The organism is Endozoicomonas sp. ALD040, assembly GCF_049275945.1.
GTDB lineage: Bacteria > Pseudomonadota > Gammaproteobacteria > Pseudomonadales > Endozoicomonadaceae > Endozoicomonas_A.
On record NZ_CP184829.1, the window covers coordinates 2,050,218 to 2,062,892 of the forward strand.

A 12,675-nucleotide genomic window follows, 5' to 3' on the forward strand; every position below is an offset into this window, starting at 1 on the left:
TTTCGTTCAAATCCCCATCGCTACTCCCTCACGACGGGGGTCAGCGCCACCTTCAAGGCCTTTGTCCGTGATCACAATGCCGTGCAGGCCACTGTTCAGTTCCCGCACCTTGACGGAGTAGCCGAGCTTTTCCAGTGCCGACTTCAGACGCTCTGCTTCGGTATCCTGCTCCAGCTCATAAACGCCAAAAGGGTTCAGCTTATGGGGCAGAGCAATGGCTTCCTGAATGTCCATTCCCCAGTCAATATGTGCGACCAGGGTTTTGGCAACATAGCTGATTATACGACTTCCGCCGGGTGAACCAAGCACCATATAAGGCTGTCCCTTTTTATCCATAACCATGGTGGGCGCCATAGAAGACCTTGGTCTTTTACCAGGTTCAACGCGATTGGCAATGGGCGTACCATTGTCATGGCTGGAAAAAGAGAAGTCCGTCATCTCATTGTTCAGCAGGAAACCGCCCACCATTAAACGGGAGCCAAAACCATTCTCAATAGTCGCCGTCATGGATAACGCATTACCCTCGGCATCGACAATGGAAATATGGCTGGTAGAAGGCAGTTCAATGGACTGATCATCGGCCTGAAGCGAAGCATGCTGCCAGAGGGGTTTGCCTGCTTTAACCGTCTTTAGAGCCTGATCAGACTGAAGTTGTCTGGCTCTCTCTGCCAGATATTGGCTGTCCAGAAGCCCCTGAACAGGTACGGGCACATAGTCACTGTCGGCCAAATAACGGGCCCTGTCGGCAAAAGCCAGCCTTGATGCACCGGCAAACAGGCGCCAGGATTCCGGATTATCCGCCCCCAGGTTGGCCAGATCATAAGATTGCAAAATGCCCAGGATCTGTCCCACCGTGGTTGCGCCAGAGCTGGGAGGTCCCATGCCACAGACAGAGTATTGACGATAGGCCGAACACACCGGCGTTCGCTCTTTTACCTGATAGTTTTTCAGATCCTTCTTTGAAAGCACTCCGGGATTCCCCTCGGCCTCTCTGACGGTTTTGACAATCCTGTCCGCCAACTTCCCTTCATAGAAGGCTTTTGAGCCTTCTTTGGCAATCAGCCTCAGTGTCCTGGCAAACTCAGGATTTTTCAGAACAGCGCCTGCCTGAAGCGGCTGTCCTTTTTCATCAAAGAAGTATTCACGGGTACCCGAATAACGGCTGAGTCTTTTTTGATCCCTGGCAATCAAGCTGGCCAGCCTGGGAGAAACGATAAAGCCTTCCTCAGCCAGTTTAATGGCCGGTTGGAAAAGCTCAGACCATGGACGTTTACCATAACGCTGATGCATCTCTTCCAGCAGCTTGACGGTACCTGGCGTACCGACTGAGCGCCCCCCCACCACAGCATCATAGAATTGCAACGGCTTGCCATCGCTGTCCAGAAACAAGGTCGGTGTCGCCTCTACAGGGGCTGTTTCCCGGCCATCAAGAGTGATCAGGCGGTTCTTTTTGGCATCGAAGTAAAGGGTGAAGGCTCCTCCGCCAATTCCGGACGACTGGGGCTCAACCAGATTCAGAACCAACTGAACAGCAATCGCAGCATCCGCTGCCGAACCACGTTTTCTAAGGACTTCGTCACCTGCCTGCACAGCCAGCGGGTTGGCTGCTACCACCATATGTTTGCTGGCTTTTACCAGACTCTTTTGTTCAAATCCCGTCGCTGCTTCAGGCGCCAGATCATCACTCAGACTCACGGCCTCTGCCTGCACCTTAAAGCAAGCAGCCAAAAGACTGGCGGTGATAACATACCGTCTGAACATTCCCCCAGACATAGCAAGACTTCCTTTCAATTAATTTTTATAAGGTCGGACGATGGTTTCAGTCTTGGCTCAAATGTGCAATGACTTTTGGAATTGAGCAGTTTAAAAAGGTGCCTACCTGACCTCACACTTAAAAAAGATAAAGTTAGGCGTTGTGGATAACTTCTTATAGCTCTCGGCGCAGAGAGACTTCATGCGCTCCGACGGCTTTCCTTCTGACAGGTGAGTGACACACAGATCTGCTGCAGCCAGACTCTCAAACCACTCTGTCAGTGAACGACGATAGAAGCTTACTTCAACAGGATGACCTACAGTATCCCACTCTTCCGTGATCAGTTCTCTTTGAAAGTAATTGCCTGAAGGTGACACTTCAAAATCCACTATCGGGTGATGGGTAGAAAAGATAAATACGCCGCCATTTTTCAGCAGGCGCTTAACATCACCGAACAGTACACTAAGGTCTTCAATGTAATGCACGGTCAGAGGACAGATAATAACATCATAACTGGCTTCTTTTTCTTCTGGCAGCCCAAGAGAAATATCCTGTGCATAAGTTCTAACGTTATCACCCAACTTCTCTTTGACGATCTCAACCATTTCCAGCGAGGCATCAATCGCAGTCACCTTTGCCCCCTGGTTGATCAAATACTCTGCATAGACACCCGGTCCACACCCCAGATCCAGAACACTTTTTCCGCCCAGTTCGGGCAGCATGGCGATTAATGATGGACGCTCCAGATGGCCATTGTAGATATTATCGATAATGGCTTTTTCGTAATCCCTGGCGAACTTTTCGTACATTTCGCTCATCCTGATACTCTCTGTCGCTTATTCTCTGTGGCCAGAAGTGTATCAGGAACAACGATTGCCACTATTCGAACAAACACCAATGAATGCCACTCAAACAGGAGATCCACCAGCCCCCCATGCTTAACATCCGCAGCCACTGACGAAATCCTTACAAGCCGTAACTTCTGTCTTGCAGCAGTCAGCTTCTATACAGCACTCTTCCAGATTAAAGGCATTGCACTCCCCTCCCTGTTCACAGCGGCCAAGAAAGGTTTCCTCAGACAGATAAAAGCCTGTGAACTTTTCAATAAAGTCATCGGAGACACTCTTTTCAGCCAGCCCGGTCGCCAGCAGACTTTTTTGCCAGGCTTTGGTTTTAGGATAAAAAGCCAGGAAGTCATAGCCTGTGTTCACCTGAATGATATGGGCACGATGCAACACGGGCAGCCAGGCCAGATCGACCATGCCCAGTGAATCACTGTTGAAGAATGGCTGTTCAGCCAATCCCTTCTCCACTTTGGCAAAGGCGCTGGCCAGCTTCTCAGTGCGTTCAATCAGAGCCTGAGCGTCCTGACTTCGCTGTGCAGAGCACTGAACCAGGTACTGTTTACTGCCCAGGTAGCTCCAGGCACGATTCAGTGCTTTCTGCTCTGCGCTCAAGCCAGGCAGCAGTGGGGGATAAGCTTCTTCCAGGTATTCGGCGATGGCATCGGATTCAAACAAAGCTGTGCCATTCTCAGTGACCATGACAGGTACCTGGCCGTTTGGTGAAATAGCCAGAAACCATCGGGGCTTTTCGCTCAGGCTGATGTATTCGATTTCATAAGGAATACTTTTGGCTTCCAGCATTCCGGTAATGCGTTGCACAAATGGGCAGATTTTAAAGCTGATAACTTTCAACATGGTCGATACCTCGATTCAGCGATGACCGGTCAGACCGGCCTGTTACCTATAAAGACGCGAGGTATGAAAAAAGGACGCAAAAAAAATGTTTTTTTATCGTGAAAATATTTTGCCCAGTTGGTTACAGGCAGGAGAAGGGCTAAGTTTTTTTCGCTGATAGTTGTTCTCAGCAATTTTTACAGCCGGTTTTTTTAGGCCGATAGTCCATCACACCGCCCCGGCCCACTTCAATATCGCAGCAGGCAATAAAACGTTCTTTCAGCTGAACCCGACCACGCTGAATACGGCTCTTGGCACCGGACAGGGATAAACCCAGGGCTTTTGCTACCTGCTTTTGGCTCATGCCCTGCAACTCTGACATTTGCAGAGGAATCCGGTACTTCTCGGGTAGCTCATCCATAAAAGGCACCATGCAGCGGGCCAGCTCCTGATGGGCCCTCTCTGCTTCATCTTCTTCCCCGGCAGCAAGACTGTCTGGTAACTCATCCCAGGGCTTCTGCTGACGGTAGTAATCCATGACAGCATTTTGTGCAATCCGGTAGAGCCAGCTACCCATTCTGTCTTCAGACTTGAGTGTATGAATATGAGTATGCGCTTTGAGATAGACATTCTGCAAAATGTCATCCACAGCCGATGGTTCGCTCACTTCACGGGCTATATAGCGTTGCAGCCGGACTTTATGCTCCTGCCAGTGATTTTCCATAACAGTCTGCGCCTGTTGAAAGGGTTGGAATTAAACATGGAAGTAACAGTTTACCGCCAGTACGGAAGCACAAGATGTCTCTGATTGCGGGTATATCTGTATTCGATGATCCTTACCGGATCGAAGCCCATGATGGCAAAGAAGTTTACGGGGAAGATCGGTATATCACCATTGGTATGGATAAAGAGTTGGATACACTTTATGTATGCTACACAATGAGAAGTAATGAAACCTCAACCAGGCTGATCTCGGTGAGGCGTGCTGAAAAGCACGAGCGTCGATTATATGAACAGCATAAATCATGGTGATCACAATGGGAAAAACAGTCTCTGTAGACTACGTAAAAGGGCAAAAACTTGATGTGTACAAAGATAAAAAAGCTCTCGATGAAATGACCGAAGAAGAACTTCATGAGGCTGCATTGGAAGACCCTGATGCACAGCCTTTGTCCGAAGAACAACTCAAACGCTTTAAGCGGGTAAATCCAAATCTCCCTAAGAAAGAAGCTGGAAATGGGTAAAGAAATTGTTCTGTACCCTATATAAGGCACCCCGTTGCCGAATGAGCCAGGTAATCAAACCCTCAGCACATTCCTAATCAGCTCAAGATAATACCGGCCTGCCAAAAGATGTTGTCCATTTTCACTCCGTAGTAGCGAGCGTCTGATTCGGCTTTGCGGGCGTTTGACTCGGAGCCTGACCGAGAATAGCGCCCGTCTAGGCGACCCCGTAGCGAGGACGGCAGAAAATTGAGGATGAAAATTCGGTTTTGTGAGGAGAATAGCGAGCTATTTGACGAACAAAAGCGGATTTTCAGACCAATTTGCTGCCGCCGCACGACTGCATGGATGCAGGAGCTAGAGCAACGCAGGAGCAGTTGCCGCGTAGGGCAGTCTATTCTCGGTCAGGCTCCTGGACCATGGATGACTTTAACAACAAACCGCCTGGCCTGATTGCCCCTGCGGCCAGTGCCGAGGATCAACTGCCGCTGAAAACCTGAATGCGGCAGATTACCGAGGCAGTGCGACAGGGGTTGGGGCAGATCGGGCAGTATGGACAGTCGTTTATAAGTCGTGCCTTTCATTATTCTGACCTCAATATTTTTTGAACTTCCACCATAAAGCCGGGTCCAACAGATCTGATCCATTTTAAATGCCCTTCCCAAGCCGGGATAAATACTAACTTTGAAGTTACGGGACAATCAGGAATGAACCCTATCGACAGCAATTCCAACCTACACGAACCACCCTCGCCAACGCCTTTGCAGCCTCAACCGGAGGAGGCACCAGCGGGTATCAGTGCAGACAGGGACGTTACTCTATATCACAACAATAACTCACCGTTTTTACATTTACCCGAATTAACACAATTAAAGATTATTCGCTGTTTGGGTTTTCGAGATATTACCCGTTTAGCAGAGGTATGCCGATATTTTCATGATTTTGTTAAAGAAAATAACGCTTTGGGAAGAGCATGGAATCGCCGGTTTCCTTCACCCTACCTATATCAGCTAAAAACCACTATTAAGACAAAAGATGAGCAACAACTCCGTGATTGGTTTAAGCCAATGGCTAATACGGGCACTGTCGAGTCGCTCATTGAACGACGCAAGAATATTTATTTCCCTGTTCAGTTACTTTTCACCAACAGTAAACTGATGTCTCAAAGTAAAGAATTTGAGTTAGTGGAAAAAGCCGTAATTAGACATGATGATACTGTCTACCACGCCAGTTTAAGTCTCGATGGCCAGCATCTGGCAACTGCCAGTCGTGATAAATCAGCGAAAATTTACTCCCTGCAGACCAATGGATCATGGCAAAAAAAAGCCACCATTAGCCATGATCATACTGTTGATTCAGTCATTTTTAGCCCCGATGGCCGCTATCTGGTCACAGCCGGTTGGGATGGCAAGGCAAAAATCTACGGTCTGGAAGACGATGGATCATGGAAAGAAAAAGCCTGCATTTCCCACGAGAATATGCTCAGTTCAGCCAAATTCAGTGCCGATGGCCGCCGTGTGGTGACCGTCGGTTTAAGAGATTCGGTGAAAATCATCCACCGGGAAGACAATGGATCATGGCAGGTAGAGGACACTATTCATGACGAAGGGGTCTATTCGGCCAAGCTCAGCTCCGATGGCCGTCACCTGGTAGTTTTCGGTTCTCTGGATGATGTTTTAGAAGTCTATGGCCAGTCAGCCGCCGGATCATGGGTAGTAACATCCACTATTAATTTCAGGTTTAATATCCGCACGGGCAACTTGAGTGCCGATAGCTGCCATCTGGTCATCACAACTTACGCTCACACAGCGATAATCTTTGACCTGCAGGCTGATGGATCATGGAAAGAAATGGGTTCGATTGAACATGATCAGTCGATCAAATCAGCTAACTTCAGCCCTGACAGCCTCCATTTGATGACCGCCAGTGATGATGGTACGGCGAAAATCTATAGCCAGAATGCTGGATCATGGGAACAAAAAGCCTGCATTGTCCACCATGGGGGGGTCAAATCGGCAAGCTTCAGTGCCGATTGCCAGCATGTCTTGACCATCGGTGATGATGCCAAAGCAAAAATCCATAGCCTGCAAACCGACGGCTCATGGCAACCAAAAGCCAACATTGTCCATAAGGATAAGATCCTCTCAGCCGCCTTCAGTCCCGACGCTTGTCATCTGGTGACGTACAGTGACGATGGTATGGTGAGAATCCTTGGCCAGCAGGCCGATGGATCATGGCTGCAAAAAACCGCCGTTCATAACAGTATACGATTCAACGCAGCCTGCTTCAGCGCCGATAGCCGAAATGTGGCGGCCATCGGTCACGAATACTCGCTGAGAATCACTGAACTATGGAAGAAGGATTAATGATCCAATGAGCGTATTTTTGCTTACGCAATGTTTTGATCTTCCATTGTAAAAGCGAGTCTAACGGATCGAATCCATTTTAAATGTCCTTTTTAACTGAGGATACATACTGACTTTGGCGCTATGAAGGAAACCGTCGTGAACCCTGCAAAAAGCACTTCTAGTATTAACGAACCACTGTCGCCAACATCTGAACAACCTCAACTGGAGCAAGCACCAACGGGCGTCAGTGCGGGTAGGGACGTCACTCTATATCACAACAATAACTCGCCATTCTTCGATTTGCCCGAATTAACACAATTAAAGATTATTCGCTTTTTGGGTTTACGAGAGATTACCCGTTTAGCAAAGGTATGCCGATATTTTCGCGATCTTGTTAATCAAGATAGAGCTCTGGAAAGAGCATGGTATCGCCGTTTCCCTTCACCACAGCAATATCAACTAAGATCCACCATTGAGACAAAAGATCAGCAACAACTCCGTGATTGGTTGGAGCCGTTTGCTGATAAGGGCACTATCGGGTTGCTCATGGAACAAGGAAAGAACATTCATTTTTCTGTTCAGCTCCTTTTCACCAACAGCAAACTGATGTCGCTATGTAAAGAATTTGAGTTAGTGGAAAAACTCGAAATTACCCATGGAGGTCGTGTCTACCAGGCTACTTTAAGCCCCGATGGCCAACATCTGGCAACCGCCAGTCGCGATACAACAGCGAAAATCTACAGCCGTGAGCCCAATGGCTCATGGGAAGAAAAAGCCGTTATTACCCATGAATATTGGGTGATATCAGCCACCTTCAGCCCCGATGGCCGCTATCTGATAATCGCCGCTCATCGCGGCACAGTGAAAATCTATGGTCTGGAGGACGATGGATCATGGGAAGAAAAAGCCTCCATTTCCCACGAGACATACATCACTTCAGCCACCTTCTGTGCTGATGGCCGCCGTGTGTTGACTGTTGGTTATGGTAATGATGCTTTGCTGAAAATTACAGGTCGGGGGGACAATGGATCATGGGAATTGGAGGACACTCTTCAAAAAAATTGGATCACTTCGGCCAAGCTCAGCCCCGATGGCCGTCACCTGATCATTCATACTCCCGGGTATCGCGTTATAGAAATCCAGAGTCAGTTGGCCGCTGGATTATGGGCAGTAACATCCACCATTCAGCTAGAGGATGGAAGCGACCGGGTCAAATTCAGCGCCGATAGCTGCCATCTGGTCATCAGCACATTTGCTCCTGCGGCAATAATCTATGAACTGCAGGCTGATGGATCATGGAAAAAAATGGGCACGATCAAACATGATGATTTGATCCAATCAGCCAACTTCAGCGCCGACTGCCTCCACCTGGTGACCGCCAGTAAAGATAATACGGCAAAGATCTATAGCCAGAGTGCTGGATCATGGAAAGAAAAAGCCTGCATTGTCCACTCCGGGGGGGTGAGGTCGGCAAGCTTCAGTGCAGATTGCCAACATGTGGTAACTAACAGTGACGATGCCACGGCGCAAATCAATAGCCTGCAGACCGATGGATCATGGGCACTAAAAGCCAGCATTGTCCATTATGATCAGGTCGTCTCAGCCACCTTCAGTGCCGACGCTTGCCACGTGGTGACCGCCAGTGACGATGGTAAAGTGAAGATTTATGGTCTGGAGGCTGACGGGTCATGGCTGCAAAAAGCCGTCATTCAAAAAGAGACAAAATTCACCGCAGTCAGTTTCAGCGCCGATAGCCGAAATGTGGTGACCGTCAGTATGGATAACAAAGTGAGGATCACTGAACTTCGGAAAAAGGATTGATGATCGATGAACTTTCATCATAAAACCGAATCCTACTGACTGAATCCATTTTAAATGTCCTTTCCAGATAGCAATAAATATTGACTTTGGAGTTACGGAGCAATGAGGGATGAACCCAATTAACAGCAATTCCTGCATAAACAGAGCCTCACCGACACCTGTGCAACCTCAAATGGAGGCAGCATCAACGGGCGTCAGTGCGGGCAGGGACGTTACTCTGTATCACAACAATAACTCTCCGTTTTTAGATTTGCCCGAATTAACTCATTTGCAAATTATTCGCTGCCTGGGTTTTCGAGAGATTACCCGTTTAGCAAAGGTATGCCGATATTTTCGCAATCTTGTTAAACAGGTTAACGCTTTAGGAAGAGCATGGAATCGCCGGTTTCCTTCATCCCATCTATATCAACTAAAGACCAGCATTAAAACAAAAGATGAGCAACAACTCCGTGACTGGTTAGAGCCATTTGCTAATAAGGGCACTATAGAGCCCCTCATTGAACAACGTAAGAATACTTATTTTCCTGTTCAGTTACTTTTCACCAACAGTAAACTGATGTCGCTATGTAAAGAATTTGAGTCAGTGGAAAAAGCTGAAATTACCCGTGGTGATATTGTCTACAATGCCAGTTTCAGCTCCGATGGCCAGCATCTGGTCACTGCCAGTCGTGATAATACAGCGAAAATCTTTGCTAAGGAGGACAATGGCTCATGGAAACCAAAAAACATCATTTCCCATAATGGTCGGTTCTACATCGTCACATTCAGCCCAGATAGCCGCAATCTGGTGGTCGCCAGTCGCGCCAAGGGGGAAATCTATGGCAAGGAGGACAATGGATCATGGAAACCAAAAGCCACCATTTCCGGCAATGGTCTGGTCAAATTTGCCAGATTCACAGCTGATGGGTGCCAAATGTTAACCGCCAGCACCGATAAAACGCTGAGAATCTATGACATGGAGACTGATGGATCATGGCAAGAGAAATACACTAATTACCATAATAATTCGATCAAATTTGCCCAACTAAACGACGACGGTCGTTATTTATTGATCCTCAGCGTATCTGGCATTGTCACACTCTATGGTCAGAAGGAGAATGGCTCATGGAAAGCAGAAGCCACCATGATTCATAACGGTGAGCTCATATTGCCCAGATTCAGTCCCAATTGCCGTCATCTGATGATCAGTGGTAAAGACAACACTGTGGAAATCTATGGTCAGGAAGCCAATGGGTCATGGGAAATAAATACCACCATGACTCATGATGTTCCTGTCCACTCAGCTCGTTTCAGTGCCGATGGACGCCATCTGATAACCAAAGGTGTCCTTAAGACGCTTAAAATATGTGACCTGCAGGACGATGGTTCATGGCAAGAAACAGTCACGATTTTTAATACGGGTGTCTTCTCAACCAGATTCAGTGCCAATGGCGGCCGCCTGCTGACCATCTCTAATAATACGATGAAAATCTATGGCCTGGAGCCCCCCGGATCATGGGTAAAGGAAGCCATCTTTTCTCACAAAATCGACAACATCTCAGCCGACTTCAGTGCCGATGGCCTCCGTTTGGTGACCACCGTCGACAATAAAAAGGCAAGAATCTATGGCCGGAAGGCTGACGGATCATGGGAAAAACAAGCCACTATTGTCCACAAAGGTTACGTCTGTTCAGCCACCTTCAGTGCCGACGGTTGCCTTGTAGTGACCGCCAGTTGCGATCACACGGCGAAAGTTTATGGCTTGTGGACCGATGGTTCATGGGTAGAAAAAGCCACCATTCGACACGAGTTTTCTGTCGAATCAGCCAACTTCAGCGCCGATAGCCGACATGTGTTGACTGTCAGCGCAGATAACAAGGTGACAATCACTGAACTTCGGAAAAAAGATTGATGATCGAATGAGCGTATTTTTGCTTACGCAATGTTTTGAACTTCCATTGTAAAACCGAGTCTAATGGATCAAATCCATTTTAAATGTCCCCTTTAACTGTGGATAAAGACTGACTTTGGAACTACGGAGCAATCAGGGATGAACCCAATTAACAGCCATTCCGGGATACAGGAACCACACCCGCCAACACCCAAGCGAAATCGACTGAAGGAAGCTGCAACCGTTGTCTGTAAAGGCAGGGACGTTACTCCTTATTACGACAATAACTCTCCGCTTTTAGATTTGCCGGAATTAACACAGTTAAAGATTATTCGCTGTTTGGGTTTGCGAGAGATTACCCGTTTAGCAAAAGTATGCCGATATTTTCGCAATCTTGTTAAACACCATAACGCTTTGGGAAGAGCATGGAATCGCCAGTTTCCTTCACCACATCCTCTATATCAACTAAAGGCTGCCATTAAGACAAAAGATGAGCAACAGCTCCGTGATTGGTTGGCGCCGTTTGCTAATAAGGGCACTGTCGAGTCGCTCATTGAACACCGAAAGAATATTCATTTCCCTGTCCAGTTACTTTTCACCAACAGTCAATTAATGTCTCTGTGCAGAGAATTTAAGTTAGTGGAAACGCTCGAAATTACCCATAGTGGTCGAGTCTATGAAGCCAGTTTCAGCCCCGATGGCCAGCATCTGGTAACCGCCAGTAGCGATCACACGGCAAAAATCTACTGCTGGGAGGCCAATGGATCATGGGAAGAAAAAGCCACCATTACCCATAATCGTGTGGTCTTGTCAGCCAGCTTCAGCCCCGATGGCCGTTACATGGTCACCGTCTGTCGCGATGGCACAGGGAAAATCTATGGTCTGGATGATCATAGATCCTGGGAAGAAAAGGCCTGCATTTCCCATAAGAATTTCCTCAATTCAGCCACTTTCAGTGCTGATAGCCGCCTTGTGGTGACCCACAGTTCCTATAACACGGTGAAACTCGTTGGTCGAAGGGGCAATGGGTCATGGGAAGTAGAGGAGACTTTTTATAGAAATTGGATCACTTCGGCCAAGCTCAGCCCCGATGGCCGTCACATGATAATTCTTAATTCAATGGATCACGTTGTAGAAATTCATGGCCAGTTGGCTGCGGGATTGTGGGAAGTAACATCTACCATCCAACTAAAGGCCCCTGTCTTCCTGGCCAACTTCAGTGTCGATAGCTGCCATCTGGTCCTCAGCACTCATCGTAATCACGCGACAATAATCTATAACCTGCAGGCTGATGGATCGTGGAAAGAAGTGGGCACGATAAAACATGATGAGTTGATCAAATCAGCCAACTTCAGCGCCAACTGCCGCCATGTGGTGACCGCCTGTAATGATGGTAAGGCGAAAATCCATAGCCAGAGTGCTGGATCTTGGGAAGAAAAAGCCTGCATTGAACACCCTGAGGAGGTCACCTCAACCAACTTCAGTGCCGATTGCCAGCATGTGGTGACCACCAGTGATGCCATAGCGAAAATCAGCAGCCTGCAGGCCGATGGATCATGGGCACTAAAAGCCCGCATTGTCCATCCGGGTGAGGTCGTCTCAGCCACCTTCAGTGCCGATGCTTGCCATGTGTTGACCGCCAGTGTCGATGGTGTAGTGAAAATTTATGGTCTCGAGACCAACGGGTCATGGCTGAAAAAAGCCGTCATTCAAAAAGAGACAGAACTCACCGCAGCCAGTTTTAGCCCCGACAGCCGAAATGTGATGACCGTCTGTAAAGATAACACGGTGAGAATCACTGAACTTCGGAAGAAGAATTGATAATCGAATGATTGCTAAGTACCTGGCCAGTTGGTTTCGCATATTCTGGCGAGTGGATTTTTTCATCCTTCAAGGTGCAACGACGGGCGCGTAGCCATAGCTACGCAACCAGAGTTGGAACGCAGAAGGGTGGAAAAAGCCGCCGTCAAGAATATGCGAA

The 12,675-nt window shown here is 48.0% G+C and carries 11 protein-coding genes; 6 read left to right on the forward strand and 5 right to left on the reverse strand.

Annotated features, from left to right (window positions below; genetic code table 11):
• Window positions 1-6 precede the first annotated feature (6 nt).
• The 4 genes from ggt to sigZ all read right to left on the reverse strand — a co-directional run bounded on the left by ggt (window position 7) and on the right by sigZ (window position 4,156).
• A complete protein-coding gene (gene ggt / locus ACOJUN_RS06835) occupies window positions 7-1,773 on the reverse strand; it encodes a gamma-glutamyltransferase (protein WP_422135911.1) in 1,767 nt (588 codons plus the stop codon).
• Window positions 1,774-1,875: 102 nt separating this feature from the next.
• Complete coding sequence (locus tag ACOJUN_RS06840) at window positions 1,876-2,571, reverse strand: class I SAM-dependent DNA methyltransferase (protein ID WP_422135912.1); 696 nt, start codon at window positions 2,569-2,571, stop codon at window positions 1,876-1,878.
• 120 nt (window positions 2,572-2,691) lie between these two features.
• Window positions 2,692-3,453 carry a glutathione S-transferase family protein gene (locus tag ACOJUN_RS06845; protein ID WP_422135913.1) on the reverse strand — a complete coding sequence of 254 codons (762 nt, stop codon included), beginning with the start codon at window positions 3,451-3,453 and terminating at the stop codon, window positions 2,692-2,694.
• A gap of 166 nt (window positions 3,454-3,619) precedes the next feature.
• Entirely contained in the window at window positions 3,620-4,156 is a 537-nt protein-coding gene (gene sigZ, locus ACOJUN_RS06850) for an RNA polymerase sigma factor SigZ (RefSeq protein WP_422135914.1), read from the reverse strand.
• Window positions 4,157-4,185: 29 nt separating this feature from the next.
• Here sigZ and ACOJUN_RS06855 point away from each other — a divergent pair, with 29 nt between their 5' ends.
• Complete coding sequence (locus ACOJUN_RS06855) at window positions 4,186-4,464, forward strand: BrnT family toxin (RefSeq protein ID WP_422137048.1); 279 nt, start codon at window positions 4,186-4,188, stop codon at window positions 4,462-4,464.
• A 5-nt stretch (window positions 4,465-4,469) separates the two neighbouring features.
• Window positions 4,470-4,676: a hypothetical protein gene (locus ACOJUN_RS06860; protein ID WP_317144466.1), complete on the forward strand. Its 207-nt coding sequence runs from the start codon at window positions 4,470-4,472 to the stop codon at window positions 4,674-4,676.
• A gap of 383 nt (window positions 4,677-5,059) precedes the next feature.
• Here ACOJUN_RS06860 and ACOJUN_RS06865 read toward each other — a convergent pair whose 3' ends face one another.
• Window positions 5,060-5,302: a hypothetical protein gene (locus ACOJUN_RS06865; protein ID WP_422135915.1), complete on the reverse strand. Its 243-nt coding sequence runs from the start codon at window positions 5,300-5,302 to the stop codon at window positions 5,060-5,062.
• A 60-nt stretch (window positions 5,303-5,362) separates the two neighbouring features.
• Here ACOJUN_RS06865 and ACOJUN_RS06870 point away from each other — a divergent pair, with 60 nt between their 5' ends.
• The 4 genes from ACOJUN_RS06870 (at window position 5,363) to ACOJUN_RS06885 (ending at window position 12,515) form a co-directional block, all read left to right on the forward strand.
• Window positions 5,363-7,021: an F-box/WD repeat-containing protein gene (locus tag ACOJUN_RS06870; protein WP_422135916.1), complete on the forward strand. Its 1,659-nt coding sequence runs from the start codon at window positions 5,363-5,365 to the stop codon at window positions 7,019-7,021.
• A gap of 138 nt (window positions 7,022-7,159) precedes the next feature.
• Window positions 7,160-8,824, forward strand: coding sequence for an F-box/WD repeat-containing protein (locus ACOJUN_RS06875; RefSeq protein WP_422135917.1), 1,665 nt, complete (start codon window positions 7,160-7,162; stop codon window positions 8,822-8,824).
• Between the two features lie 109 nt (window positions 8,825-8,933).
• Entirely contained in the window at window positions 8,934-10,715 is a 1,782-nt protein-coding gene (locus tag ACOJUN_RS06880) for an F-box/WD repeat-containing protein (RefSeq protein WP_422135918.1), read from the forward strand.
• 138 nt (window positions 10,716-10,853) lie between these two features.
• Window positions 10,854-12,515, forward strand: a complete 1,662-nt coding sequence (locus tag ACOJUN_RS06885; RefSeq protein WP_422135919.1) for an F-box protein — start codon at window positions 10,854-10,856, stop codon at window positions 12,513-12,515.
• The last annotated feature ends 160 nt before the right edge of the window (window positions 12,516-12,675 follow it).